At 34.2% G+C, this 25,748-nt stretch carries 30 protein-coding genes; 28 read left to right on the forward strand and 2 right to left on the reverse strand.

Annotation, left to right across the window (positions count from 1 at the left end; genetic code table 11):
- Window positions 1–242 precede the first annotated feature (242 nt).
- The 27 genes from lpdA (at window position 243) to ASE21_RS01725 (ending at window position 21,398) form a co-directional block, all read left to right on the forward strand.
- A complete protein-coding gene (gene lpdA, locus ASE21_RS01595; protein WP_057120804.1) occupies window positions 243–1,631 on the forward strand; it encodes a dihydrolipoyl dehydrogenase in 1,389 nt (462 codons plus the stop codon).
- Window positions 1,632–1,949: 318 nt separating this feature from the next.
- On the forward strand, window positions 1,950–2,903 hold the full coding sequence (locus tag ASE21_RS01600; protein WP_057120805.1) for an SPFH domain-containing protein: 954 nt from the start codon (window positions 1,950–1,952) through the stop codon (window positions 2,901–2,903).
- Window positions 2,903–3,145: a hypothetical protein gene (locus ASE21_RS01605; RefSeq protein ID WP_057120806.1), complete on the forward strand. Its 243-nt coding sequence runs from the start codon at window positions 2,903–2,905 to the stop codon at window positions 3,143–3,145. Before ASE21_RS01600 ends, ASE21_RS01605 begins: the two co-directional genes overlap by 1 nt.
- Window positions 3,146–3,160: 15 nt before the next feature.
- A complete protein-coding gene (locus tag ASE21_RS01610) occupies window positions 3,161–4,096 on the forward strand; it encodes a hypothetical protein (RefSeq protein ID WP_057120807.1) in 936 nt (311 codons plus the stop codon).
- A 24-nt stretch (window positions 4,097–4,120) separates the two neighbouring features.
- Entirely contained in the window at window positions 4,121–5,083 is a 963-nt protein-coding gene (locus ASE21_RS01615) for a DUF6620 family protein (RefSeq protein ID WP_057120808.1), read from the forward strand.
- Between the two features lie 128 nt (window positions 5,084–5,211).
- On the forward strand, window positions 5,212–5,958 hold the full coding sequence (locus ASE21_RS01620) for a DUF2314 domain-containing protein (protein WP_057120809.1): 747 nt from the start codon (window positions 5,212–5,214) through the stop codon (window positions 5,956–5,958).
- Between the two features lie 186 nt (window positions 5,959–6,144).
- A complete protein-coding gene (locus ASE21_RS01625; RefSeq protein ID WP_057120810.1) occupies window positions 6,145–6,825 on the forward strand; it encodes a carbonic anhydrase in 681 nt (226 codons plus the stop codon).
- 116 nt (window positions 6,826–6,941) lie between these two features.
- Window positions 6,942–7,454: a TPM domain-containing protein gene (locus ASE21_RS01630; RefSeq protein ID WP_057120811.1), complete on the forward strand. Its 513-nt coding sequence runs from the start codon at window positions 6,942–6,944 to the stop codon at window positions 7,452–7,454.
- Between the two features lie 59 nt (window positions 7,455–7,513).
- Entirely contained in the window at window positions 7,514–8,158 is a 645-nt protein-coding gene (locus ASE21_RS01635; RefSeq protein WP_057120812.1) for a suppressor of fused domain protein, read from the forward strand.
- 117 nt (window positions 8,159–8,275) lie between these two features.
- Window positions 8,276–9,178, forward strand: coding sequence for an arginase family protein (locus ASE21_RS01640; RefSeq protein ID WP_057120813.1), 903 nt, complete (start codon window positions 8,276–8,278; stop codon window positions 9,176–9,178).
- Window positions 9,179–9,394: 216 nt separating this feature from the next.
- Entirely contained in the window at window positions 9,395–10,075 is a 681-nt protein-coding gene (locus ASE21_RS01645) for a DUF4919 domain-containing protein (protein WP_057120814.1), read from the forward strand.
- Between the two features lie 66 nt (window positions 10,076–10,141).
- Window positions 10,142–10,528: a GNAT family N-acetyltransferase gene (locus ASE21_RS01650; RefSeq protein ID WP_242410205.1), complete on the forward strand. Its 387-nt coding sequence runs from the start codon at window positions 10,142–10,144 to the stop codon at window positions 10,526–10,528.
- Between the two features lie 178 nt (window positions 10,529–10,706).
- Window positions 10,707–11,192 (forward strand): SRPBCC family protein, encoded by a 486-nt coding sequence (locus ASE21_RS01655; RefSeq protein ID WP_057120816.1) that lies wholly within the window; start codon window positions 10,707–10,709, stop codon window positions 11,190–11,192.
- A 179-nt stretch (window positions 11,193–11,371) separates the two neighbouring features.
- On the forward strand, window positions 11,372–12,265 hold the full coding sequence (locus ASE21_RS01660) for an NmrA family NAD(P)-binding protein (RefSeq protein ID WP_057120817.1): 894 nt from the start codon (window positions 11,372–11,374) through the stop codon (window positions 12,263–12,265).
- 12 nt (window positions 12,266–12,277) lie between these two features.
- The gene (locus ASE21_RS01665) at window positions 12,278–13,192 is read left to right on the forward strand and encodes a helix-turn-helix domain-containing protein (RefSeq protein ID WP_057120818.1); all 915 of its coding nucleotides are present in this window, start codon (window positions 12,278–12,280) and stop codon (window positions 13,190–13,192) included.
- A 61-nt stretch (window positions 13,193–13,253) separates the two neighbouring features.
- Window positions 13,254–13,679, forward strand: a complete 426-nt coding sequence (locus ASE21_RS01670; RefSeq protein WP_057120819.1) for a hypothetical protein — start codon at window positions 13,254–13,256, stop codon at window positions 13,677–13,679.
- Window positions 13,680–13,694: 15 nt separating this feature from the next.
- A complete protein-coding gene (locus ASE21_RS01675) occupies window positions 13,695–13,910 on the forward strand; it encodes a hypothetical protein (RefSeq protein WP_057120820.1) in 216 nt (71 codons plus the stop codon).
- A 72-nt stretch (window positions 13,911–13,982) separates the two neighbouring features.
- Entirely contained in the window at window positions 13,983–14,351 is a 369-nt protein-coding gene (locus ASE21_RS01680) for a nuclear transport factor 2 family protein (protein WP_057120821.1), read from the forward strand.
- Between the two features lie 180 nt (window positions 14,352–14,531).
- Complete coding sequence (locus tag ASE21_RS01685; RefSeq protein WP_057120822.1) at window positions 14,532–15,581, forward strand: serine hydrolase domain-containing protein; 1,050 nt, start codon at window positions 14,532–14,534, stop codon at window positions 15,579–15,581.
- A 5-nt stretch (window positions 15,582–15,586) separates the two neighbouring features.
- A complete protein-coding gene (locus ASE21_RS01690; RefSeq protein WP_057120823.1) occupies window positions 15,587–16,009 on the forward strand; it encodes a DUF1801 domain-containing protein in 423 nt (140 codons plus the stop codon).
- Between the two features lie 2 nt (window positions 16,010–16,011).
- Window positions 16,012–17,115 (forward strand): MBL fold metallo-hydrolase, encoded by a 1,104-nt coding sequence (locus ASE21_RS01695; protein ID WP_057120824.1) that lies wholly within the window; start codon window positions 16,012–16,014, stop codon window positions 17,113–17,115.
- Between the two features lie 35 nt (window positions 17,116–17,150).
- Window positions 17,151–18,275, forward strand: coding sequence for a lactonase family protein (locus tag ASE21_RS01700; protein WP_057120825.1), 1,125 nt, complete (start codon window positions 17,151–17,153; stop codon window positions 18,273–18,275).
- A 1-nt stretch (window position 18,276) separates the two neighbouring features.
- Window positions 18,277–18,801, forward strand: a complete 525-nt coding sequence (locus ASE21_RS01705; protein WP_057120826.1) for a GNAT family N-acetyltransferase — start codon at window positions 18,277–18,279, stop codon at window positions 18,799–18,801.
- Between the two features lie 124 nt (window positions 18,802–18,925).
- Window positions 18,926–19,507: a TIGR00730 family Rossman fold protein gene (locus ASE21_RS01710; protein WP_057120827.1), complete on the forward strand. Its 582-nt coding sequence runs from the start codon at window positions 18,926–18,928 to the stop codon at window positions 19,505–19,507.
- Between the two features lie 193 nt (window positions 19,508–19,700).
- Entirely contained in the window at window positions 19,701–20,168 is a 468-nt protein-coding gene (locus ASE21_RS01715; protein ID WP_057120828.1) for an SRPBCC family protein, read from the forward strand.
- Between the two features lie 175 nt (window positions 20,169–20,343).
- Window positions 20,344–20,679, forward strand: coding sequence for an iron chaperone (locus ASE21_RS01720; protein ID WP_128414643.1), 336 nt, complete (start codon window positions 20,344–20,346; stop codon window positions 20,677–20,679).
- Window positions 20,680–20,717: 38 nt separating this feature from the next.
- Window positions 20,718–21,398, forward strand: coding sequence for a hypothetical protein (locus ASE21_RS01725; RefSeq protein ID WP_057120829.1), 681 nt, complete (start codon window positions 20,718–20,720; stop codon window positions 21,396–21,398).
- Between the two features lie 63 nt (window positions 21,399–21,461).
- Here the strand turns inward: ASE21_RS01725 and ASE21_RS01730 are convergent, their stop codons facing one another.
- Window positions 21,462–21,824, reverse strand: a complete 363-nt coding sequence (locus tag ASE21_RS01730; protein WP_057120830.1) for a VOC family protein — start codon at window positions 21,822–21,824, stop codon at window positions 21,462–21,464.
- Window positions 21,825–21,840: 16 nt separating this feature from the next.
- Entirely contained in the window at window positions 21,841–23,988 is a 2,148-nt protein-coding gene (locus tag ASE21_RS01735) for a cation:proton antiporter (RefSeq protein ID WP_057120831.1), read from the reverse strand.
- A 317-nt stretch (window positions 23,989–24,305) separates the two neighbouring features.
- Between ASE21_RS01735 and ASE21_RS01740 the strand changes: the two genes are divergently transcribed.
- Window positions 24,306–25,733 (forward strand): L-serine ammonia-lyase, encoded by a 1,428-nt coding sequence (locus ASE21_RS01740; protein WP_057120832.1) that lies wholly within the window; start codon window positions 24,306–24,308, stop codon window positions 25,731–25,733.
- Window positions 25,734–25,748 lie beyond the last annotated feature (15 nt).

Here is a 25,748-nt window from a genome sequence, read left to right on the forward strand (position 1 = left end):
AACACTGATTTTAATAATCTTTTTAATCCTGTAATTTGTGGCATTCTTTTTTAGCTGAAATTTGAATCGGGAACCAGTATCCATTTTTTAAAGATTCCACATTTTACCTTTTTACTTTTTTACTTCTTACTATTTTAAAATAAATCATTAAATTCGCAAGCACAAATAACAAAAGAAATCGGTAAGTGAGTTTCGGAATCTATAACCCTCATTTTCGATAGTTAATACTAAAAACAAAAAAAATGAAATACGACGTTATTGTTTTAGGAAGTGGTCCTGGAGGATATGTAACAGCAATTAGAGCTTCGCAATTAGGCTTTAAAGTAGCTGTAGTAGAAAAAGAAAGTCTTGGTGGAGTTTGCCTTAACTGGGGATGTATCCCAACAAAAGCATTATTAAAATCTGCTCAGGTTTTTGATTATTTGAAACACGCTTCTGACTACGGATTAAAAGTTTCTGAATTCGATAAAGATTTTCCTGCTGTTGTTCAAAGAAGCCGCAGCGTTGCTGACGGAATGAGCAAAGGAGTTCAATTCTTAATGAAAAAAAACAAAATTGACGTTATCGAAGGTTTTGGAAAACTAAAACCAGGAAAAAAACTTGACGTTACAGATAAAGATAATAAAGTTACTGAGTACAGTGCAGATCATATTATCATCGCAACCGGAGCTCGCTCACGTGAATTGCCAAACTTACCTCAGGATGGTAAAAAAGTAATTGGGTACCGTCAGGCAATGACATTACCAGAGCAGCCAAAATCTATGATTATTGTAGGTTCCGGAGCAATTGGGGTTGAATTTGCTCATTTCTACAACTCAATGGGAACTGAAGTTACTATTGTAGAATTTATGCCAAACATCGTTCCTGTTGAAGACGAAGACATTTCTAAGCAAATGGAACGTTCTATGAAAAAAGCAGGTGTGAAAATCATGACAAACTCTTCTGTAGAAAAAATTGACACTACTGGAAACGGAGTAAAAGCAACTGTGAAAACTGCAAAAGGAGAAGAAATTCTTGAAGCAGACATCGTACTTTCTGCAGTTGGAATCAAAACAAATATTGAAAACATTGGTTTAGAAGAAGTTGGAATCGCTGTTGACAGAGATAAAATCTTAGTAAACGCTTACAACCAAACCAACATTCCGGGATATTATGCCATTGGAGACGTTACTCCGGGTCAGGCTTTAGCTCACGTAGCTTCTGCAGAAGGAATTAACTGTGTTGAAAAAATCAAAGGTTTACACGTTGACCCAATTGATTACGGAAACATTCCAGGATGTACTTACGCAACTCCGGAAATCGCTTCCGTTGGTTTAACTGAAAAACAAGCAAAAGAAAAAGGTTACGAATTAAAAATTGGTAAATTCCCATTCTCAGCTTCTGGAAAAGCAAAAGCTGCCGGTGCTGCTGACGGATTCGTAAAAGTAATTTTCGATGCTAAATACGGAGAATGGTTAGGATGCCACATGATTGGTGCTGGTGTTACAGATATGATTGCTGAAGCAGTTGTAGCCCGTAAACTGGAAACTACAGGTCATGAAATCCTTAAATCTATCCACCCTCACCCAACAATGAGCGAGGCAGTTATGGAAGCTGTTGCTGATGCTTACGGCGAAGTAATTCACTTGTAAAAATATACCGTTTACGGTTATATATAATTTTCAATTTAAAAATCCGGTTTGCGAGAGTGAATCGGATTTTTTTATGCAAATTATTCAAGAAGCATTTTTTGTCATTTCGACGAAGGAGAAATCTTCGCAGAAACTCGACAAAGATTGGCGAATCTATATACGGAATTTCAAGTTACGAATCCTTTCCTGGTAATTTCAAACTTTATTCAAATTACATTTTCTTAAAATTTATTAAGAAAAATTTGTTAAAAACTTGACATAAAAAAACATTGTAATCGTCTTATAATTCTTATTTTTAATCTTTATAAATAAGAATTCATGAAACTACCTTTTATAGAAATAATCGAATCCACAACAAGTGACCCTAATTTACTAATGTGGAAATTCTACGATGAAGATAAAGAAATTAAAAACGGTGCAAAATTAACGGTTCGCGAAAGCCAGCAGGTAATGCTTTTAAATGAAGGACAACTTGCAGATGTCTATCAGCCGGGACTTTATACTTTATCCACAGAAAATATTCCTGTTTTAAGCAAACTAAAAGGCTGGAAATACGGATTCGAAAGTCCGTTTAAGGTTGATGTTTATTTTTTCAATACACATCAATTCATCAATAATAAATGGGGAACTCCTGCTCCTATCCTGCTTAACGATCCACAGTTTGGACAAATCAGAGTTCGTGCTTTCGGAAGTTTTGATATTAAAATTGTCGACGCTGCTAAATTCTTTCGTCAATATGCCGGAACCTATCAGCAGCTTACGATTTTCGAATTACAAAACCAGTTAAGAGATTTTGTTGCTCCAAAATTTGGTGAAGTTCTGGCAAACGAAAATATAACCGTTACAGATATTGCCGGAAATATTACACAGCTGGGTCAAAAAATCGAACCGTATTTAAAACCGTATTTTCTTCAATTCGGAATTGAATTAACGCAGTTTGTAATCACAAGCGTAACACTGCCGGAAGAAGTCACTGCACATTACGACAAAATCACCAATATGAATATGGTAACTGATATGGATAAATTTACCAAATTTAATACTGCTGCGGCTATTGGCGATAAAGGAACGGCACTTCATGATGCTACTCAAAATGCATTAAGTATGGGAATTCTTCTAAATCAAATACAGCAAAACAAAGAAACTCCTAAAGAAGAAATTAAAGATGATTTGACATCGAAACTTCAAAAACTAAAATCTTTGTTTGACGCCGGTTTAATAGATGAAGATGAATTCAAAGCAAAAAAATCTGAATTATTAAGCCAATTATAATGGAAGAGAAAAAAGTCAGTTCGTTTTTAGATAAACTAAAACAAAAAGCTCAAAATCAGACCAATTATGGCGGCGAAACAAAAATGACAGATGCCAAAATGGATGTCAAAGATTGTCCAAACTGCGGAGCCGGAAGAGCAAAACAAGATGGCTTAACGCATTGTGCATATTGCGGATTTGAATTTATAACCGTAAAACTAACAGACGGAGTTTATATTAAAAAAGAAGATAATTCAATTTAAAAAAATAAAAATAACGTGTTCGGATTATTTAATAAACAAAAAGACGATGAAGCTATTCCGGGATGGTACTCGGAACTGCAGGAATCACAACAAAGATGGTTTTCATTCTTAGAAAAACTAGAAGCAAAAATGGAGGAATTTGCTGTAGCAGCAATTCCTGAGCTTAAAGAAATACTGCAAAGTGATGACGATTTGTACAAACGAACTTTTCACAGAGTTTACTCGGGTGTTAACGGACAATTAAACAATACAAGAGAAAAAGCCAGAAATACTTACGAAGAAAAAATACTTAATGTTTACTACAATTACAATGCTCAGATTTCGGTTTTAAGTAAACATCACGATTTAGTTTCTGATTTTAGAAATGCATGTTCGGATCGTTACGAAGAATTTGAAAACAAATACGAATATTGGAGAAAACAAATCGAAAAAACACAGGAACGCGATCTTGAAGCTGAATATCAAAAAATACTGGATGAATATGATGCTATAAAAAATAAATTCAATTGTACGCAATGCGGCGGAAATATAGAGATCGAAAAGATATTTTTAATCGAAACTTACATTTCATGTCCGTACTGCAAAACACAAAATACATTTGCGCCAAGCACACAAGCCAGAAACCTCCAGAATATTGCGCGCGGACTTGCAGAACAGAGAACATCTCATTTGTACGAAGCTTTTGAAACTGAAGATAAAAAAGAACGCGAACTCTATCACCAGCGGCATGAATTAAGTCTTAGTAAAATACACGAGTCAGATAAAAAAGCCCTGAATGAAATTCAGGCTAAAATGGATGAACTGGAAGAACAAAGACAGTCTGCTATTAAAAATGCTCCGAAATTATACCAAATTTATCTGCGTGCCATGTACGACGAATGGAATAAGATTACACCGGATTTAAAAGAACACAACGAAAAAATGTATCAAAATCAAATACAAAATAAATAATTATTAATCCCTAAAAATCAACAAATGTTTAAGAAACTTTTTGGAGCTCTAACTGGAGACAGCAAACAAGAAAATCAGAATTACGAGCAGAAACAAACATCAAATGACAATTATGAAGATAGTTATGCAAATGATTATAAGGAAGTAGAATATGATCCTGAAACTTTGCACGGAACTCATTATGATGTAGAAGATTTTGATGCCGAAGTTGCAAAAAGAGCCGAAGCATGGATCGCAGATGAGCGCGCAAGCGGAGAAAACCTTGATGAAAAAGACATTCAAAACATATATTTTAATTATAGAAGAAGCGTTTACACCGAATGGAACAATTGCGATTCTGACCAGATGATTCGATTCGAACACGCAAATTCCCTAAAATACAGCGGAATCCAGACTTCAGGATTTGTGAAGGTCGAAGACAACAATCCGTTTCTTGAGCCTGTACACGGTGTAGATTTAAGAACTTATACGGCAATGTGCCTTAAAATAAGCGCAGGAATCGATTATCTTGAAGTTTGTAAAGCAATGGGATTCGAGCCGGTAATCTGGGAAGAATTAAATACAATCTGGCCGCAGCGTATGGGCGAAGATACTTCGTTTACCGTTACCACATTGTTTGGACAGTACTATGCTGAAAATGTTACAGTGCCACAATTAGAAAATCTTAAAGCTGAAATTTCAGAAGAAGGCGCTGCGAATTTAGAAAAAATAAAAACTGACCGTTATTTTTACGAAGAACTTGCCGGAGCGAGACAAGCAGCGTACGAATATGGAATTGACGGGGCTCAATGGATTTTAGAGAATTTCGGAATCAATCTTGCAGATTTTCAATCTGCAGCAATGCAATGGATGACAGAACAAAACCAAAACTGGAACTCTGAAGATATTATCGAATTCTCTAACTATCAGCAGGAAAAACAAAAAGAATATGCTGCAAAATTTGCCGCTGAACAAGGTGGAAATATTGCAGATGATGTGAATTTCTAAACCATATTTTATTTCATATTTAAAAATCCGATTTGCAGTAAGCAGATCGGATTTTTTCAATTTATAATGCAAATTATGTATAAATGTAAAAATAATACTACTTTTATATTCATTAAAAGTTTTGAAAAATGGAACAAACAACAATATTTTTTGCAGACGGCGAAAACCCAAAAATGATCGAAGCGTTCAAAAAAGCGCAGGAAACCTTTAAATATTTCTGGAGAGAATTATCCTGGGAGTACCGAAGAATAATTCCGGGACTTGATGTTGCCTGTGTTAAAGTGGCTTTTACTCAGGACATAAATGGTGAAACAGTAGTAGAACACATGTGGATTAATGATGTAAACTTTGATGGCGATACTATTTATGGCGTCCTGGTTAATCAGCCAAATGACTTAACGAATGTAAATAACGGAGATGAAGTACAAATTCCAGTCAATCAAATCAGTGACTGGTTATTTGCAATTGATGGAAAAACCTACGGAGGTTACACAATTCAGGCAATGCGCTCAGAAATGAGCAATGACGAAAGAAAAGATCACGACGAAGCTTGGGGATTGGATTTTGGGGATTTCAATGATATTTTAGTTGTAAACGAACAAAAAGAAAAACCGGAAAACCTTATAGAACATCCTATGAGTAAAAACATGAAACAAAGTCTGATTGATTTCGTAAAAAATAATCCGGAAGAAATAACGGCAAAAGACGAATTGGGTTATACTTTTTTGCATAGAGAAACAATCGCAGGAAATCTTACTTCAATTGAAATATTATTAGAAGCAGGAGCAGATAAAAATGCTAAAACCGTAAGCGGAAAAACGCCGCTCGATTTTGCAAAGCAATTAAATTGGGAACATTTAATTCCTGTATTATAAAATTCTGAAGGTCTGATTTAAAAAACAAATCAGACCTTTTTGTTTTTTCCAAATCTCTTTCGTCGGAAAAAATTTATTCTGACAGAAAAAAAACTTTTACTGGCTAACAAAAGATTTTTGACAAAATAATTTTGTCTGTTGCTTTCTGGCAATAAACAATTATTAATTCAATTTTAAAATAAAAAAATGAAAACAAAAATCATAATAATCTGTTTAGTCTTTTTTTCCTTATTGGGATGTAAACAAAACAAAGAGCAGGAAGCTGTTGTCACTACTGAAAATGATAAAGCAAACTGCACAGAACAATTAATATCAGGAAATCAGCGCTTTTTAAGTGGAAAATCAATTCATCCGCATCAGGATAAAAATTCAGTTCTGGCCAATCAGGACGGACAAAAACCATTTGCTGTTATTGTTACTTGTTCAGACAGCAGGGTTTCGCCGGAAATTGTATTCGACCAGGGCTTAGGCGATCTGTTTGTAATACGCAACGCCGGTAATTTAATTTCTGATATTGACATGGGAAGTATTGAATATGCCATTGAGCATCTTGACGCTAAATTAATAGTTATTTTAGGCCATACAGAATGCGGGGCCATAAAAGCATATATCAACGATAAAAACGGAGCTTACAAAAAGCATTTTACTCATATCGACGATATTGTAGAAACAATTGCCAAAGAAAATGAAGAAATTGAAGCGGATAAAGTTTTACCAAAAGCTAACAATTATTCAGGCGCAATTGATGCTAATATTCAACATTCTGCAAAATTAGTTCAGGAAAATCCAATTGTAAAAAAGCATAACATCAAGATCATTTCGATGCGATATGATGTACACACAGGAAAAGTAACGCAATTAAAATAACTTAAAGACCTCTGCAAGACTGCCACTTTTTTTCTTTGTTAAATATGCAGCTTATCTTTTCATCCTAAAACAATAATGTGGTATTTTTGCGGCACCAAATCTAATCTTCGCATGCGATGAAAAAATTATTCTTCATTATTATAATTGCCTTGTTTTCACCCGGTATATTACTTTCTCAGGCAAAAAAAGAAAGTCCTGTTTCAGATCCGCAAAATGTTTTTTCAAAACCTTACGATTATGTAAACGATTTTGAAAAAATTCTAAATTCCGATCAGATTACAGCATTAAGTAATACTTTAAAAGCGTTTGAAAAGCAGTATTTATACAAAATTACCGTAGTAACAACTTCATCTATACAGCCTTACACAACCTTTCCGGATTACGCTTTAGAATTAGACAAATATCTGGCAAAAGATCCAAAACTTGATCCGACTATTTTAATCGTAGTAAGCAAAGAATTAAGACAAATTCAGGTTCAGAGTATTGATCTAATTCGTTATAAATTAAGCGACAGCGACACGCAGAATATTATAACAACTTATGCCGTCCCTGAATTTAAAAAAGGAGATTATGGCAAAGGTTTACAACTTGCCGCAGAGCAGATTATGAATAAATTAAAAACATATTAATATCTTCTTTACATCGGAAACCTTATATTGTATTCGATTTAATTTAAAACTAAATACTGATGACAGTAGAAGAATACAAAAAACAATTTTCTGAAGATGATGCTGTTGGATGGCTAGAAATAGACAAAGAATTTGAACAGCTTTATCCCGACCAGGAGCCCAAACATTTTGCTCCGGCGATTAGTTATATGCTTGGGGGCGAGTACCCGCTTGATGGTGTTAGTTTTTACGAAAGTAAAAAACAGGAAGATCATTTTCATTTCGTAACCTACGGATTTTCTGAATTGTATTATAATGAAGAAAAAGCCGGCGGCGAATTCAGTAAATGGGGATTTGAACTTACGTTTAGATTAAAGCCTTTTGAAGCAGATAACGGGAATCCGAGCTGGGCAATTGCTCTTTTGCAAAACATTGCCAAGTACGTATTTGACAGCGGAAACTGGTTTGAAGAATTTCATTACATGCCGGCAAACGGGCCAATCAGGCTGGATACAGATACTGAAATTGTCGCATTACTTTTTGTGAACGATCCCGAAATTGAAAAAAAACAAACTCCGCATGGAGAAGTTTCTTTTTTGCAGATTGTTGGAATTACCGCTGCTGAGTTTGAATCAATTAAAGAAAATCCGGAAACGGTTGAGGAATTGGTTACTAAACTAAAGAAAAATAATCCGTTACTAATTACAGATTTAAACAGGAAATAAATTTATACTTAATGAAATCCGATTTGTAAAAAACAAATCGGATTTTTAATTTTCATCTGTTAAAAAATAGCCGCTTCGGAATTAATTTTAATAACTTTATCAGTAAATAATAACGTTATGAAAGAAATATGCATTGTTGAATTCACTTCTAATTTAGGTTTAAAAGAACCTCATGCAGGAAAAGAACCAGGAGTAAATCGCTTGCCCGATTGGTTATGGAAACACAATTTGCATAAAATAATTAATCCTAAAAATATTGTACGGGTAGATCCTCCAAAATATTCAAACAAAAAAGATCCTGAAACCAATATTTTAAATGCAGATTCATTAGTTACGTATGCCAGAGAACAAGCCTATTTAATAAACAATTTATTGAGTGCCAATAAATTTCCGTTTGTACTGGGCGGTGATTGCAGCATACTTTTAGGAGCGGCAATGGCTTTGAAACAAAAAGGCAATTATGGATTATTTTATCTTGACGGACATACTGATTTTATGGACGTTTCATTATCTGAAACCGGCGGCGTTGGCGGAATGGCAGCTTCTATAGTTACCGGAAACGGACCTGAAAAATTGACCAGTATTCTTAATTTATCTCCTTATATAAAAGAAGAAAACCTTTGGTGTGTCGGCAATCGGGAATACGATGACGAATACGAAAATGAAATCAGGAAATTTTCGGCACGATATATTAGTCTCGCAGAATTGCGCAAACAAGGAATTGCAAACTGTGTAAAAACATTTCTTTCAGAAGTTGAAAACAAAAACTTAGATGGTTTTTGGCTGCATATCGATGTCGATGTGTTAAACGACGATATAATGCCGTGCGTTGACAGCAGAACTCCTGATGGTTTATCTTATAATGAATTTAACGAACTTACCTCCTATTTGTTTGAAAGTCAAAAACTAAGCGGACTCGAAATCACAATTCTTGATCCTGATTTAGATCCAACCGGACAATACACAAAAGATTTTGTTTCTAATATAACTACTGTTTTCAACACACATTTCCATCGGTAATTTAAAACCATAGATATCAAATATTCAATGTTTTAATTATTTTACTACTAATAAACCGTTGTAACAAAACCATTTTAATTTTACTGAAAATAAAATTTATGAAAACTAAAGACAGAAACTAGCATTGCATGTCGAAAGAAGAGCAGAAATGATCGTTTTCTTTTTTCTGAAACATCAGCATTAATTTGTAATTTAGTTCGACCAAATCCTAAAAACATGATCAAAAAAATTCTTTTTCTGACAATTTTCATAGTTGCCATTAAAACTTCTGCACAGGAACTTACGTTCGTAATCCCAGATTACAAAACCATTGAAAAAGAAATTCAGGACAAGAATTCTAGTTTTTACTACCCTGTCTTAATGGAAAGATTGGTAAAAAATGATACTCTTTTAACCCATGAAGATTACAGGCATTTGTATTTTGGCTATGCTTTTCACCCAAAATACAATGCATTTTGGAGCTCACCTGAAGATGAAAAACTTCGTACATTTTATGATAAGGAAACCCTGGATACAAAAGATTATGATAAAATCATTACTCTTATAAACAATTCCTTAGAAAGCTTTCCATTTGATCTTAAACAGATTAATTATCTAAGCTACATCTATCACTTAAAAGGTGATGAAGACTTAGCGAAAAAAACTTCTTTCAAATTCGACAATATTGTGGGCGCTATTTTATCATCTGGTGACGGTAAAAATTGCGAAACAGGATTTCATGTTCTCCATATTGATCATGAATATATGCTTTTGAATATTTTCGAAATTCCGTCAAAAGGACAAGCGTTAGTAGGAAACTGTGATTATCTGAGTTTTGAAAAAGGAAAGTACAAAGTCGACGGCATTTATTTTAATATCGAAAAGATGCTTGAAAATGAGGCCAAAATGCTAAAATAATTTCAGAATTGCCTATTCATGATTGTCATATCCAAATTTCAGAACAAAGACCTTAAAGAACTGAAAATGTTATTTTTAAGAGAAAGAAAAAGAACTTTTTCATGGCTTGACACATCAGAATTTCAATTAGATGATTTTGAAAAACAAACAAAAGGCGAAGACATTTTTGTAGCACATATTAATGACATTCCCGTTGGTTTTATTTCGATCTGGATGCCCAATAATTTTATTCATCATTTATATGTTTCCGAGGAATTTCAAGGCCAAAAAATCGGAACCGAATTATTGAAGGCTGCCATTCTGGAAACAAAATTTCCAATTACATTAAAATGCTTAGAAGAGAATGTAAAAGCCGTTGCATTTTATAAAAGAATTGGATTTATTGAAAAGGAAAAAGGACGCTCTGAAAACGGAACTTATATTTTATTTGAGCTTTCAAAAGAAATTAATTAAAATCAAAATCAGCCACATTACAGTTAAATATTCTGGAAAATTTACTTAGATGGACATACAGCTCCAATCATAATAATTTAAACTTTGTCCGAAATCACCCTCAGAATTGTCTTATAAGAACCTGACTTATTGATTTTTAAAATATAAATTTGATATTCAACTTTTAAAAATTACAAAAATGAGTGCAGCAGATTTTACAACAACAATACTAGTGGATCAATCCCGAGAAGAAGTTTTTAATGCCGTTACCAATGTCCGCGGCTGGTGGTCAGAAGAAATTGAAGGAAATACTACCCAGTTAAATGATGCATTTGATTATCATTATGAAGATATTCATCGTGCTAAAATTAAATTAGTTGAAGTAGTTACGAATCAGAAAATTGTATGGCTGGTCGAAAAGAATTATTTCAAATTTACCGAAGACGAAACCGAATGGACCGGAACAAAACCAACTTTTGAAATTTCTGAAAAAGACGGAAAAACGGAACTTCGTTTTACTCACGTCGGACTAAATCAGGAATATGAATGTTTCGAAATCTGCCGTGATGCGTGGACAAATTACATTCAAAACAGTCTTAAAAAACTAATTGAAACCGGAAAAGGCGAACCAAATGCAACCGGAAAACCACAAACAGAAAACGAAAAAAAGTTATCTAAAAGCTGAGATTGATTTGGACCTGATTTTACTGATTTAAAAGTTCTTCACCGTTTAATCTGTCACTGCCCAAAAAAAACTTAGAACCTTAGCATCTCAGAACCTTTTTTTGGATACAAGAATAATAGATTTGGCTACAGTAAGAGTTTTGATGTTACGCAACTTTGTATCATCAAAATTTAAAACTTATGAAAATTATAATTACAGGTTCTCTAGGAAACATCAGCAAGCCTCTGGCTAAAGAATTAATCCAGAAAGGACATGACGTTACGGTAATTACCAGCAGTACCGAAAGACAAAAAGAAATTGAAATATTGGGGGCAAAAGCAGCTATTGGTTCTGTAGAAGATTTGAGTTTTTTAACCCAGACTTTCTCCGGAGCAGATGCCGTTTACTGCATGATTCCTCGTGCCAATTATTTTGACCCAAATCTGGATTTAGACACTTTTACACGCAAAATTGGCAGCACTTATGCCGAAGCAATTCAACAATCCGGCGTAAAACGAATTGTATTTTTAAGCAGTATTGGTGCACACTTAAAAGAAAATTCAGGAATTATCCAGCGTTATAACGAAATCGAAGCCGTTTTAAATCAGCTTTCAGATGTATCGATTACATTTATGCGCCCAACTTCATTTTATTACAATTTACTGGCCTATATTCCGGCTATAAAAAATCAGGGATTTATTTCGGCAAATTATGGTGCAGATTCAACAATTCCCTGGGTTTCGCCAGATGATATTGCTGAGGCAATTGCAGAAGAAATCACCACTCCGGCTGAAGGAAAAAAAGTTCGTTATGTAGCAAGCGAAGAATTAAACGGACATGAAACGGCTCGTATTCTGGGCAATGCCATTGGTAAACCAGATTTGGAATGGAAATTTATCAGCGATGAAGAAGTACTAAACGGATTAATCTCTGTAGGGATGCAGCCTAAAATTGCTGCAGGTCTGGTCGAAATGTACGCTGCACTTCACAACGATACACTGGGAGAAGATTATTATAAAAACCGTCCTGTATTAGGAAAAACAAAACTGGCAGATTATGCGAAAGAATTTGCTTCAATTTATAATCAAAATTAGGTAACTTAGGCTATGGCAAATCTACAACCACATCGAATAAAAAGTATCAGCGAATTTCATGAATTTCGGGATTTGCCAAAGCCTGAGCATCCGCTTGTAAGCGTTTATAATTTTGAAGATTTAAAATATCTCAATGAACAAGAACCTAAAAGCCTTATTCTCGATTTTTACTCCATTGCACTCAAAAGAAACGCCAACGCCATAATGCGTTACGGCCAGCAGGAATATGATTTTAAAGAAGGCGTTTTATTGTTTATTGCTCCGGGTCAGGTTTTTTCTATCGAAGGAAATTCTGAATTACAGCATACGGGATATTCGTTATTAATTCATCCTGATTTTTTATGGAACACACCGCTTGCGCAAAAAATTAAACAATACGAGTATTTTGGCTATTCGGTTTATGAGGCGCTGCATCTTTCTGATAAAGAAGAAAAAATGATTATTGATATCATGAAAAACATTCAGCAGGAATATCAATCTAATATTGATAAATTCAGCCAGGACGTTATTATTGCACAAATAGAATTATTACTCACTTATTCTGAACGTTTTTATAACAGGCAGTTTATAACAAGAAAAATAAGCAATCATGAAATTCTGGCTCGTTTAGAAATACTGCTGGAAGATTATTTTACCAATGATTCGCTTTCAAAAAAAGGACTTCCGACAGTACAGCATATTGCCGAAAATTTAAATGTTTCTCCTAATTATTTAAGCGGATTATTAAAACATCTTACTGGTCAAAGCACGCAGCAGCACATTCATGATAAACTGATTGAAAAAGCAAAAGAAAAGCTTTCGACTACCAATTTATCCGTCAGCGAAATTGCTTTTGAACTGGGTTTCGAACATCAGCAGTCTTTTAGTAAACTGTTCAAAACAAAGACAAATAGTTCTCCCTTAGAATTCAGACAATCTTTCAATTAAAAAAATCCAGCACTAACAATCATAATTTTCCTATATTCGTAAGATTAAAAATTTTAAAATTATGAATCCTGTTTTAAGGAATACTTTAGCCGTAATTGCCGGAATTATTGTTGGAAGTCTGGTTAATATGAGTATAATTACCATAAGCGAATCTATTATTCCGCTTCCTGAAGGAGTTGATAATACAACAATGGAAGGACTTCAAAACACAATGCATTTGTACGAAGCAAAACATTATCTTTTTCCATTTCTGGCTCATGCCGTCGGAACTTTTGTTGGTGCGGTTATAACGGCTTTAATTGCTATTAATCATAAAAAGAAACTGGCACTGCTTATTGGTGCTTTTTTCCTGCTTTGCGGAATCGTTATGGTCTGCTCTCTTCCATCGCCAATGTGGTTTACGTTTGTAGATTTGGTTTTTGCTTATATTCCGACAGCTTATCTGGCTTTGAAGCTGGTTTGCAAAAGACAGAGTAAAACAGAATAATTTAAATTTAGCAAAATGAACGAGAAACCGCCAAAGCAAAAACCTGCAAAAACATGTTACGAACATATTGGCGGAAAACTCGGTCAATTACTCGCCATTACATTTGCTGAAAAAGGATGGATTGCTAAAAAAAATCCAAATGATAAACACTTTTATATTACCGATTTAGGAGAAAAAGAATTCACTAAACTTGGTATCGACATATCTCAAATTAAGCCTGAAGATTTATAAATTTTCAGGCTTTTTTTATTAAAAATCTACTTTGAAATTTCATAACTTAGTTTCTCTTTAATCCTTTAAATTATGACTAAGAAAGAAATTGCCCAAAACTTCTTAAAACTTGCTGCAAGCGGGCATTCGCACGAAGCGTTCCGATTGTATATGGGTAAAAATTTCAAACATCATAATGCTCATTTTAAAGGAGATGCCGATACTTTAATGCTGGCAATGGAAGAATCTTCAAGAAAAAATCCAAACAAAATTTTTACCATTCACCATATTTTAGAAGATGACAATCTGGTTGCCGTACATTCGCATTTAAAGCAAACGCCAGCAGATATAGGTTTTGCAGTTGTTCATATTTTAAAATTCAAAGCAGATAAAATCATTGAACTTTGGGACTTAGGGCAGCCAGTTCCGGGTGAAACAATAAACGAAAATGGAATGTTTTGAATTAATTAGTAATGGTGAATTATAAATTTATGAGTTCCAGTCGCAGTTTTCAGTCTCAGTGTTCAGAAACTTTGTCAAAGTTTTAAACTTTGACAAAGTGAGTAATACCGAAAACTGAGATTGAAAACTGAGACTGAAAACTGAGACTGAAAACTGAGACTGAAAACTGAAAAAAAAAAAATGAACTTTAAACACAAAATCCCTGCTATTTTACTTTTTATATCTCTATTAGCAAACTGCAATTCATCGGCACAAAAGAAAGATGATTATAGTGCTCAAATTGACAGCGTTATTGAAAATAGTACAAATCCGGTTTTTAATGGCGTGGTTTTAATTTCAAAAAATGGAAAAACATTGTATTCTAAAGCGAAAGGATTTGCCAATTTTGAAACTAAAAAACCTTTAACTATAAACTCTCAATTTGAAATTATGTCAAACAGCAAACTAATTGCTGCAGTGCTGCTTTTATTGGAAGTTGAAAAAGATAAAGTCGATTTGAATGCCCCAATAAAAAAATATCTTCCGGAATTAACACAATCCTGGGCAGATTCTGTTACGGTTCATCAGCTGTTGAATCATTCACACGGCATTATTGATTTACAAAAACCGCTGGCCTTTAAACCCGGAACCGAATTTAGATACGGGAATTTAAGTTTTAGCCTTGTTGAAAAAATTGTGGAACACAGCACTCAAAAAAATTATACGGAAATTGCCAATGCGTTGTTTAAGAAACTTAAAATGAATAATACATTTTGTTATTCTAAAGATAAAATTCAAAATCTGGCAACGGGATATTACAATGTAAAAAATGTTCCGGAACCTGTAACTTCTACCCAAATTACTCCACAAAGTTTAGGTGCTGATGGAATTGTTTCTACTGTAAATGATTTATCGATCTGGAATAATAATCTTCACAAAGGAAAAATTCTAAAACCGGAAACCTATAAATTGATGTTGAAATATACTATTTCTGCGCAGCACGATTTCTTTGGAAAAGCAGCAGAAGGATATGGGTACGGAATTAAAATTATTGAAAATGAAGCCGTCAACTATATTGGGCACACCGGTTTAGGCGACGGATTTTCTTCAGTAAATTTATATTTTCCTCAAAGCGGCGTCACTTTAGTTGTTTTAGAAAATCAGATGAATGAAAATCGTGATTTATTCTATGCTTCTGAATTTAAGATTAAAAATATTCTGCTGAAAAGTGATTTAGTACATCAAAAATAAAAAAAATGGCAAAGAATAAAACCACAGAAACTGAAAACAGTGTTACTGATTTTATAAATACTGTAGACAGCGAAGCAAAAAGAAACGATGCCTTTGAACTGGTAAAAATAATGACCGAAACTACCGGTTTAAAACCAAAAATGTGGGGACCATCCATTATTGGTTTTGGAAGTTATCATTATAAATATGCAACCGGACATGAAGGCGACGCACCGCTGGCGGCATTTTCTCCCAGAAAAGCGGCTACGACCGTTTATTTCTATTTACCCGAAGAACAAAGAGAAGAACTTTTTTCAAAACTAGGAAAACACAAAGTTTCAAAAGCATGTATTTACATCACGAAATTAGCTGATATTGATACCGAAATATTAAAAAAAATAATTTCGCTTTCGATAGAATATACCCAAAATCTATATCCCTCAAAATAAAAATGATCACATCCTTAATTGTAGTATTAGTAATAGTTCTTATCGTTTACATTTTTTTACAGCATCCAAAATTCGGAAAAAAACCTTCCGGTGAAAGATTAGCCTTGATCGAAAAATCGCCGCAATATAAAAACGGAAAATTTGAAAATCAGACTTTCACACCAGATCTTGCCGAAGGAGCTAGTTTTATTGGCGTTTTGTTTGAATTCTTTTTCAAAAAAGTAGACAGAAAAATTCCAACGGATTTAATTCCTTCCATAAAAACCAATTTACTCGAACTTCCTATTAATCAGGATGCTTTGGTTTGGTTTGGACATTCCTCTTATTTTATTCAGCTTGAAGGAAAACGGTTTTTAATCGATCCGGTTTTTAGCGGTAACGCTTCTCCTATTGCGGGCACCACAAAATCGTTTAAAGGAACAGATATTTATACTGTCGATGATCTTCCCGAAATTGATTATTTACTGATTACACACGATCATTACGACCATTTAGATTATAAAACCATTCTTAAATTAAAACCGAAAACCAAAAAAATAATTACAGCTCTTGGTGTTGGTTCTCATTTTGAATTCTGGGGATTTCCAAAAGAAAATATTATTGAAAAAGACTGGCATGAAAAAATAGAATTAGAGGAAAACCTGACGCTTTATACAACGCCGTCCAGACATTTTTCCGGCCGCAGTTTTAAACGCTGCAACACGCTTTGGACTTCTTTTGTTCTTGAAACTAAAGATTTCAAAATGTATTTGGGCGGAGACAGCGGTTATGACAGACATTTTGCAGAAATTGGCGAGAAATTTGGCCCTTTTGATATTGCTTTGCTCGATAATGGACAGTACAATAAAAACTGGAAATACATTCACAATATGCCCGAAGATGTTATAAAAGCAATGCAGGATTTAAAAGCAAAGAGAGTTTTTCCGGTACATTCTTCTAAGTTTGCACTGGCTTTGCATCCCTGGGATGAACCTTTAATAAAAGTGACAGAATTGAATGCTCAATCAGCAGACCCAATTCCATTAATAACTCCAATGATTGGAGAATTAGTCGAACTGAAAAACGAAAAACAGGAATTTAAACAATGGTGGAAAGGAGTTAATTAAACGATTAATTGTGAATTTCTAATCTAAAATTAAAAATGAAACAAAAAATAAACTTCTTAATCATAACGCTTTTCCTTGTATTAAATGGTTTTGCCCAAAATACTTACGTTTTTTTGGGATCATATAACCGGGATAAATCGGCAGAAGCAATTCAGGTTTATCAACTGGATACAGTTAGTGGAAAACTGAACAAAATAACCTCAGCAAAAAACATTATAAATCCATCATATTTAACTGTTTCTCCAAACGGAAAATATGTTTATGCCTGCACAGATACCAAAACACCAAATGCCGGAAGTGTAAGCAGTTTTGAATTTAATCCTGAAAATAAAAGCCTGACTTTTTTAAACAGCCAGAGAAGCGGCGGCGAAAACCCCGTGTATGTTTCTGTTCATAAAAGCGGAAAATGGCTCGCCAATGCCAATTATACAGAAGGAAGTGTTTCGGTTTATCCTCTCTTGGAAAATGGAAAAATTGATTCGATTGCCCAGAATTTTCACTATACAGACGGAAGCACTCATAAAGAAAGACAGACAAAATCCCATGTGCATTCGGCGGTATTTTCTCCGCAATTCGACTATTTATTTTTACCGGATTTAGGCGCCGATAAAATACGCTGCTATGCTTTTGATGAAAATCAAAAACAACCGCTGACGGAAGCGAAAATTCCATTTACAAAAACCGATTTAGAAGCCGGACCGAGACATTTTACTTTTCATCCCAATCAGAAATTTGGTTATTGTATTGAAGAAATGGCAGGACAAATAAGTGTTTACAATTATGAAAATGGCACTTTAAATAAAATCCAGCGCATTGCGACGCATCCGGATAAAACAAAAGAAGGTTTTGAAAGTTCTGACATTCATATTTCTCCGGACGGAAAATTTCTATATGCGGCGAATCGCGGCAAAGAAAATAATATTGCCATATTTTCTGTTGATGAAAATGGATTATTAAAAAACATTGGTTATCAATCGACTTTAGGAAAACATCCGAGAATTTTTGCGATCGATGAAACCGGTAATTTTTTAGTGGCATCCAATGTGATTACAGGAAATATTATTGTTTTTAGAAGAAATCCTAAAACAGGATTACTTAAAAAAACAGGAAAAGAAATTAAAATGGAAAACGTTTCGTGTGTACAAATAAAAACATTCTAAAATGACAACATCATATTTCAATTTACAGCCTGATTTTCTGGAAGATGAAATCACAAAATTAATTCCGCTGCAAGAAAGCCACTTTGAAGAATTATACAAAATAGCTTCAGATCCTTTAATCTGGGAACAGCACCCAATGAAAGACCGATATAAAAAAGAAGTTTTTCAATCGTTTTTTGAAGCAGCCATAAATTCAAAAGGTTCTTTTTTAATTTTAGACAAGCAGACCAGCGAAATTATGGGAACAACACGTTACTATGATTATAATGCCGAAAAATCAAGTATTGGGATTGGATACACTTTTATTGCCAGAAAATTTTGGGGAGGACCTTATAATAATTCAACCAAAAAACTATTGATTGATTATGCTTTTCAACACGTCGATTCTATCCTTTTTCATATTGGAACAGAAAATTTCCGTTCGCAAAAAGCAGTTTTAAAACTAGGAGCAAAAAAGATTAACACGCTGGTTTTTACACACAATGGCGTTAGTTTACCTCATTTTGAATATGAACTTACGAAATAGTTACGAGTTTTTAGTCGCAGTCTCAGTTTTCAGTCTTGGCACTCAGAAATTTTGTCAAAGTTTAAACTTTTACAAAGTTATAGCAACTTATGTCGTAACCCATAATCCATAAATTAAAAACTCTATGAAAAAAATAACCGTTTTCTGCGGATCGAGCTTTGGAAGCGAAGAAATCTATAAAGAACAAGCCGAACTTCTGGGAAAAACTTTAGCAAAACAAAATATTGGCTTAGTTTATGGCGGCGCAAATGTTGGTTTAATGGGCGCTGTCGCTGATGGTGCTTTGAGCGAAAACGGAACTGTAATTGGTGTTCTGCCCAATTTTTTACGTTCAAAAGAAATTGCGCACAAGGGTTTAACCGAATTAATTTTGGTTGAAAGTATGCATGAACGCAAAACCAAAATGAGTGATTTATGTGATGGTGTAATTGCGCTTCCGGGTGGTTTTGGAACTTTAGAAGAACTTTTTGAAATGCTGACCTGGGCGCAATTAGGCCTTCATAAAAAACCAATCGGAATTTTAAACATCAACGGATTTTATGATGCGCTAATTGAACTTCTTAAGGTCATGGTCGAGAAAGGTTTACTAAAAGATGCGAATAAAGAAATGCTTTTAGTAAGCAACAACATCGAAGATTTATTGGAAAAAATGAAAAATTACATTCCGCCAACAGTTGGAAAATGGATCGATAAGGACAAAGTTTAGTTATTTATATCAAACCTTTTTAAACGGTTTTTTTATGAAACTGCTATAAGGAATAATACTTAAATCTCAGATTATAAATCTATAGAGATAAAAAATTGTATGTATTTTTTTACTTATCGTTATTTTAAAATTTCTTTCTTAAATTAGAAGTCAAAAAAACACTCACTTTACCTCTCACATTTATAAATCAATCATGAAAACAGAAAACAACAAATATGCAAAGGCCGAAATGCTGATTAGGAAACCTGTTTCAGAAGTTTTTCAGGCTTTTATTGATCCGGAGATCACTAATAAATTTTGGTTTACAAAGGGTTCCGGAAAATTAGAAGAAGGCCAAAAAACCGAATGGACCTGGGAAATTTACGGTTTTTCGCTTACGGTTACAACGCACGTTTTACACGAAAATAAAAAGATTGTTATTGAGTGGGGAAATCCAGATGAAACAACCTTAGTAGAATGGGTTTTTACTCCATTAAATGAAAATGAAACTTTTGTCAGTATAATAAATTCAGGATTAAAAGGAGACGCAGACCAGATAATCGATCAGGTTCGTAATTCGACTGAAGGTTTTACACTGGTTTTAGCCGGAGCAAAAGCTTATTTAGAACATCAGCTGCAGCTGAATTTAGTTTTAGATAGATTTCCAAAGGGATTGGCGTAGGGAGGAAGTTTTCAGTTTTCAGTTTTCAGTTTTCAGTTTTCAGTCACAGTCTCAGTTTTCAGTCTCGATGCTCAGAAAACTTTGACAAAGTTACTAGTACTGCAAACTGAGACTGTGACTGAAAACTGAGACTGAAAACTGAGACTGTGACTGAAAACTGAAAACTAAAAAAAACATGGAAATTAAAAAACCCGAAAATATCGACGAATACATTGGCGGATTTCCAAATGAGGTTCAGGAAATTTTAGAAAAAATCAGAATAACGATTCAGAAAGCGGCGCCGGATGCCAAAGAAAAAATCAGTTATTCGATGCCCGCTTTTGAGCAAAACGGAATTGTAGTTTATTTTGCGGCATTTAAAAATCATATCGGATTATATGCTTTACCAAGCGGACACGAAACTTTTAAGGAAGAACTTTCAAAATATAAATCAGGAAAAGGTTCTGTTCAGTTTCCTTTGAAAGAAAAAATGCCGTATGATTTAATTACTAAAATCGTAAATTCAGAGTAAAAGAGAATCTGGAAAAAGCCAAAAAGAAATAATTGTAAATGAATTTAACCGAGCATTACAATCAACTTTATAAATCTTCTTCTGAAGGGATTTTAAACGAAAATTATAATTTAGATTTCAAAATAAATGACGTTTCAGATTCGAGATTTGGCATTACTCTTCTCCTCCGCCCCAGCGAAAAAATCAAAACCGAAATTCAGTTTTTTTTAAAGGAATTAAAAAGTGCTGAACCTTTTCAATATTATTACCCGGATTCTGATATCCACATAACTGTAATGTCGATTATTTCTTGTTATGAAGGTTTTAGTTTAGAAAAAATTAATGTTGAAGATTACGCCAAAGTCATCAAAAAAAGTATGGAAGATTTAGGAGAAATTAAAATTGATTTCCGAGGTGTAACGGCTTCAAATTCTGCTGTAATGATTCAGGGATTTCCATCAGATGAAACTCTGAATATTTTACGGAATAAGCTTCGGGAAAATTTCAGGAATTCAACTTTAGAACAAAGCATCGACAGTCGGTATCCCATCGCAGCAGCGCATTCGACTGTAATGCGTTTTACGGAAAAACTACAAAATCCTGAAAAATTAATTCAGGTTACAGATCAGTTTCGCGATTATAATTTTGGCGGATTTAAAGCTGAAAAATTAGAATTGGTTTTTAATGACTGGTATCTAAGAGAGAAAAGTACAAATCTATTATACAATTTTGTCTTGTGATTTTTTTGCCGGGAATTACACTAATTTCACTAATTTTTTTAAGTGATATCAATTTTGGCAAACTTATTTTTTAAACGTTCCAAAATGCCATAAAACACCAGAAGGATCATGCAGAAAACATTCGCTTCCCCAGTCTAAATGTCGGGTTGGCGTTAATTTCACTCCATATTTTTCGGTTAAGTTTAAAGCTAAAAGTTCATTGTAATAACGATCAGCATCATCAACTTCAACAAAAATCATGGTATTTTCAATCCAGTTTTTATCGTAATAGTCTTGTAGATAAAAAGCGGTTTCTCCTGATTTGAAAACCGAAAAATTAGATTCTAAAACAACTTCTTCAAATCCTAAATCATGATAAAAACTTCTCGAAACTTCGAAATTTTCAGCACCAATAAATGGACGAATTGATTTAATATTATGATTCATCTTTAATACTTTTTCTTTATCCTTTCTTCAAAATACTTCCCAGACCACGGCCAATCTGCTCAATTGCTTCCAGACTTTTGGTTAAAGGCGTGGCGGTAAAATCTTCATAAGCATCCATCGAAGTAATTTTGCGATCGTCCTGCGGATACACCAAAATGATATTATTATCGCTGAAGAATTTTTCGAATTTCTGAGGCAGCCTGTCAAAAATAGAATGATAAGAAACAGAACCTTTTCTGGATAAATTAAAAACAATTAAATCCGTCGGGCGAATTTCATCAGAAATGGCTTCAAAATCATCCCATTCCGTAACCGCTTTAAAACTTAATTTGGCATTTAGTTTAAGATTGTTAGCAATCTGCTGAATGGTCTGATGCGTTTTATATTCGGCATGAACCACAATCGGAATACTTAATTCCTGCGATAATCTGCAGATTTTCTGCAATAAAAGCTGAAATCCAATTCCTCTTTCAGAAAATGGCGGACAAATAAATATGAGTCTTTTTTCTTCAATAAAATTTCTATGAAATTTACAGATAAACAAACTCTTATCTACATTGTTAATAATTGAATCCACATTTTCTCCAAAGATTTTATCTAAGAAACCTGTTTTTTTCGGCCATCCAATAATTACAATGTCTGACATTATTTCTTTGGAAGTTCGTGCAATTCCACTCGCCGGATTATGATCAATTCTAGCAATAGTATTTATTTTTACTTCAGAAGCAGAAGCCTGAATAACAAACTTGTCAACCGTTTTTCTGTATTTTAAAATATTTTTTTCTGCCTGATCGTTATTAGGTACGATAGTTAAAAGCGTTACCGGATTGGAGGATTTCTTATCTTTTATTAAAAGAGCAAAATCCAGCAGACTGGCTGCTGCAGAGGTTTTGGCCAGCGGAATTAAAATATGTTCGTCTAAAATTTGATCTTTTCCCGTATCGGCATGTGAAATTTCTTCTTCACAAATTGCAATTTTCTTTGCCGCTTTTTCAGTTGCAAAAGAAGCTACAATACAAGTAATCAGGATTAAGATAATAGTTCCGTTTAAGATATTCTCATCCAGAATTTTAGCCTTAAACCCAACTAAAATTACCGCCAGAGTTGCTGCAGCGTGCGCACTGCTCAAACCAAAAATAAGCTGTCTTTCGGTTTTACTGTATTTAAAAACAATTTGTGTGAAAAAGGCAGCAATCCATTTTCCAAAAATAGCCACAACACTTAAAGTTCCAGCCACAATTAAAGCGGTAGGACCACTCAAAATAACGCTGATATCAACAAGCATTCCAACAGAAATAAGGAAAAACGGAATAAACAGTGAATTCCCTATAAATTCAATTCTATTCATTAAAGCTGATGACTGCGGGATTAAAGGATTTAATGCCAAACCGGCAACGAAGGCACCAATAATAGGCTCAACTCCTGCTGCTTCGGCCAAAAACGCCGCAAAGAAAACGACAGAAAGAACAAAAATATAATGGGCATGTTTTTCACTTTCCAGTTTTTTGAAAAACCATTTGGCAATTCTAGGGATCAATAAAAACATGATGGCAGAGAAAATAGCCAGCGAAACGCCCAGTTTAATCCAAAAAGCCTGATTTAGATTTCCCTGGCTGCTTCCCATAATTACGGCCAGAATGATCAAAACTGCGGTATCGGTTAAAATTGTTCCTCCAACTGTAATAGCAACAGCCTGGTTTTTTGCGATTCCAAGCTTGCTGACAATTGGATATGCCACCAGCGTATGGGTTGCAAACATACTTGCGGTTAAAAAACTGGCGTTAAAATCGTATTGCAGCAAATAAAAACAAACCGGAAAACCTATGGAAAGCGGAAAAATAAAAGTAAAAAATCCAAACAATAAACTCTTGTTTCGATTTGCCTTAAACTCATTCATATCCAATTCGAGACCCGCAATAAACATAATATACAAAAGTCCAATTGTCGAAAATAAATCGACTGCAGAGCTTTTTGCCAAAATATTTAATCCGTGCGGCCCAATGATAACTCCCGAAATAATTAATCCGATAATGCCGGGAATATTTATTTTTTTTAGTAAAATAGGCGACAGCAGGATAATGAAAAGTATTAAAGAAAAAATTAATACCGGATTGTTAAGAGGCAGTTCGAATTCGTGTAAAAAATGCTTGAAAAATTCTATCATAATGTAATTTTATCTTTTTGTGGTATTCTAAATTTTCGTAAAAAGACATTGCTAGAATTAAAACGAAATCACCTGAAGCTTCGGTTAATTCACATTTAGATAATTAAAAGAAACAGCAGATTAAGATAGTTGCATCTTTACAAAAATACCTAAAAAAGGTTAACTTTTGACGAAAACCACATATTAAGGAATTAAATTTATTTCGTTGCCAAATTATTAAAATTTAATACCTTTTTTAACAAATATGCAAGATTAACATTCAAAATTAATTCATCATTGCATTATTCAATTATCTTTGTCTTACCAAAACTTGAACAATGGAAGAATGTATCTCTGTTTTTGATATGCTTAAAATTGGCGTTGGCCCTTCAAGCTCACATACTTTAGGTCCGTGGAGAGCCGCCGAACGTTTTTTAGAAGAGTTAAAAAACGAATCGATTTTAGATCAGGTTACAAGAGTAAAAGTCGATTTATACGGCTCTCTTTCCTTAACCGGAAAAGGCCATGCAACCGATTTATCTGTTATGCTTGGATTAAGCGGACAGGATCCTGAATATATACCGGTCGAAAATATTGCGGGAATCATCAAAACAATTGAAGATACAAACGAAATTAATCTTGCGGGTCAATACAAGATTCCGTTTTATTTTCTTCAGGACATTGTATTCAATAAAGATTTTCTGCCTTTTCATGCAAATGGATTAAAATTCACGGCTTATAAAAATGATGGTTCTGAGTATGAATCTACTTTTTATTCTATTGGCGGTGGTTTTGTTGTAAAAGAAGAGCGTGAAAATGCCAAAATTAAAGAAGTAATCAAATGTGCTTTTCCCTTCCCGGTCCAAAATGCGGTTGAGCTTTTAAATTATACGGTTTCAGAAAACAAATCAATTTCAGAGATTGTTTATGAAAACGAAAAATCGATGCGCTCTGAAGAAGAAATTCATTCAGAATTAATGCGTATTTGGAAAACCATGTTAGAATGCATGTACATTGGCTGTCATTCAGAAGGGATTCTTCCGGGCGGTTTGCATGTCCGAAGACGTGCCTTCGATATGCACCAAAATCTAATTGGTTTATCAAATTATACAGATCCGCAATCCTGGCTGGAAGAAATTAGAAAGACGGAAGTAAAATTTCGCCAGATTTTAAAATGGGTCAGCTGTTTTGCACTTGCCGTGAATGAAGTAAATGCTTCTTTAGGCCGTGTTGTAACTGCCCCAACCAATGGAAGTGCAGGCGTAATTCCGGCCGTTTTAATGTATTATCTGGTTATTGAAAACCATAATGCGGGAGAAAAAGAAATCAAACAATTTTTAATGGTTGCCGGAGAAATTGGAAGCATCTTTAAAAAAGGATCAACAATTTCTGCTGCAATGGGCGGCTGTCAGGCCGAAATTGGCGTATCATCATCTATGGCTGCAGCGGCACTTTGTGAATTAATGGGCGGTACTCCGGCTCAGGTTTTAATGGCTGCCGAAATTGCAATGGAACATCATTTAGGACTAACCTGCGATCCAATTGGCGGTTTGGTTCAGATTCCGTGTATCGAAAGAAATACGATGGGCGCCATAAAAGCCATAAATGCTGCAGAACTGGCACTTGAAACCGATTCTAAAAATGCCAAAGTGCCTCTAGATAAAGTAATTAATACAATGTGGCAGACGGCAAAAGATATGAATTCAAAATATAAGGAAACGTCAGAAGGCGGTCTGGCAATTGCCGTTAACATGGCAGACTGCTAGTTTTTTTTAACAAGA

The organism is Flavobacterium sp. Root901 (assembly GCF_001429765.1).
Classification (GTDB): Bacteria; Bacteroidota; Bacteroidia; order Flavobacteriales; family Flavobacteriaceae; genus Flavobacterium.

What these genes read in the sequence shown, in the direction of transcription:
- lpdA (WP_057120804.1), top strand. Translation starts at nt 243, where the DNA reads ATGAAATACGACGTTATTGTTTTAGGAAGTGGTCCTGGAGGATATGTA.
- ASE21_RS01600 (WP_057120805.1), top strand. Translation starts at nt 1,950, where the DNA reads ATGAAACTACCTTTTATAGAAATAATCGAATCCACAACAAGTGACCCT.
- ASE21_RS01605 (WP_057120806.1), top strand. Translation starts at nt 2,903, where the DNA reads ATGGAAGAGAAAAAAGTCAGTTCGTTTTTAGATAAACTAAAACAAAAA.
- ASE21_RS01615 (WP_057120808.1), top strand. Translation starts at nt 4,121, where the DNA reads ATGTTTAAGAAACTTTTTGGAGCTCTAACTGGAGACAGCAAACAAGAA.
- ASE21_RS01620 (WP_057120809.1), top strand. Translation starts at nt 5,212, where the DNA reads ATGGAACAAACAACAATATTTTTTGCAGACGGCGAAAACCCAAAAATG.
- ASE21_RS01625 (WP_057120810.1), top strand. Translation starts at nt 6,145, where the DNA reads ATGAAAACAAAAATCATAATAATCTGTTTAGTCTTTTTTTCCTTATTG.
- ASE21_RS01630 (WP_057120811.1), top strand. Translation starts at nt 6,942, where the DNA reads ATGAAAAAATTATTCTTCATTATTATAATTGCCTTGTTTTCACCCGGT.
- ASE21_RS01635 (WP_057120812.1), top strand. Translation starts at nt 7,514, where the DNA reads ATGACAGTAGAAGAATACAAAAAACAATTTTCTGAAGATGATGCTGTT.
- ASE21_RS01640 (WP_057120813.1), top strand. Translation starts at nt 8,276, where the DNA reads ATGAAAGAAATATGCATTGTTGAATTCACTTCTAATTTAGGTTTAAAA.
- ASE21_RS01645 (WP_057120814.1), top strand. Translation starts at nt 9,395, where the DNA reads ATGATCAAAAAAATTCTTTTTCTGACAATTTTCATAGTTGCCATTAAA.
- ASE21_RS01650 (WP_242410205.1), top strand. Translation starts at nt 10,142, where the DNA reads ATGTTATTTTTAAGAGAAAGAAAAAGAACTTTTTCATGGCTTGACACA.
- ASE21_RS01655 (WP_057120816.1), top strand. Translation starts at nt 10,707, where the DNA reads ATGAGTGCAGCAGATTTTACAACAACAATACTAGTGGATCAATCCCGA.
- ASE21_RS01660 (WP_057120817.1), top strand. Translation starts at nt 11,372, where the DNA reads ATGAAAATTATAATTACAGGTTCTCTAGGAAACATCAGCAAGCCTCTG.
- ASE21_RS01665 (WP_057120818.1), top strand. Translation starts at nt 12,278, where the DNA reads ATGGCAAATCTACAACCACATCGAATAAAAAGTATCAGCGAATTTCAT.
- ASE21_RS01670 (WP_057120819.1), top strand. Translation starts at nt 13,254, where the DNA reads ATGAATCCTGTTTTAAGGAATACTTTAGCCGTAATTGCCGGAATTATT.
- ASE21_RS01675 (WP_057120820.1), top strand. Translation starts at nt 13,695, where the DNA reads ATGAACGAGAAACCGCCAAAGCAAAAACCTGCAAAAACATGTTACGAA.
- ASE21_RS01680 (WP_057120821.1), top strand. Translation starts at nt 13,983, where the DNA reads ATGACTAAGAAAGAAATTGCCCAAAACTTCTTAAAACTTGCTGCAAGC.
- ASE21_RS01685 (WP_057120822.1), top strand. Translation starts at nt 14,532, where the DNA reads ATGAACTTTAAACACAAAATCCCTGCTATTTTACTTTTTATATCTCTA.
- ASE21_RS01690 (WP_057120823.1), top strand. Translation starts at nt 15,587, where the DNA reads ATGGCAAAGAATAAAACCACAGAAACTGAAAACAGTGTTACTGATTTT.
- ASE21_RS01695 (WP_057120824.1), top strand. Translation starts at nt 16,012, where the DNA reads ATGATCACATCCTTAATTGTAGTATTAGTAATAGTTCTTATCGTTTAC.
- ASE21_RS01700 (WP_057120825.1), top strand. Translation starts at nt 17,151, where the DNA reads ATGAAACAAAAAATAAACTTCTTAATCATAACGCTTTTCCTTGTATTA.
- ASE21_RS01705 (WP_057120826.1), top strand. Translation starts at nt 18,277, where the DNA reads ATGACAACATCATATTTCAATTTACAGCCTGATTTTCTGGAAGATGAA.
- ASE21_RS01710 (WP_057120827.1), top strand. Translation starts at nt 18,926, where the DNA reads ATGAAAAAAATAACCGTTTTCTGCGGATCGAGCTTTGGAAGCGAAGAA.
- ASE21_RS01715 (WP_057120828.1), top strand. Translation starts at nt 19,701, where the DNA reads ATGAAAACAGAAAACAACAAATATGCAAAGGCCGAAATGCTGATTAGG.
- ASE21_RS01720 (WP_128414643.1), top strand. Translation starts at nt 20,344, where the DNA reads ATGGAAATTAAAAAACCCGAAAATATCGACGAATACATTGGCGGATTT.
- ASE21_RS01725 (WP_057120829.1), top strand. Translation starts at nt 20,718, where the DNA reads ATGAATTTAACCGAGCATTACAATCAACTTTATAAATCTTCTTCTGAA.
- ASE21_RS01730 (WP_057120830.1), bottom strand. Translation starts at nt 21,824, where the DNA reads ATGAATCATAATATTAAATCAATTCGTCCATTTATTGGTGCTGAAAAT.
- ASE21_RS01735 (WP_057120831.1), bottom strand. Translation starts at nt 23,988, where the DNA reads ATGATAGAATTTTTCAAGCATTTTTTACACGAATTCGAACTGCCTCTT.
- ASE21_RS01740 (WP_057120832.1), top strand. Translation starts at nt 24,306, where the DNA reads ATGGAAGAATGTATCTCTGTTTTTGATATGCTTAAAATTGGCGTTGGC.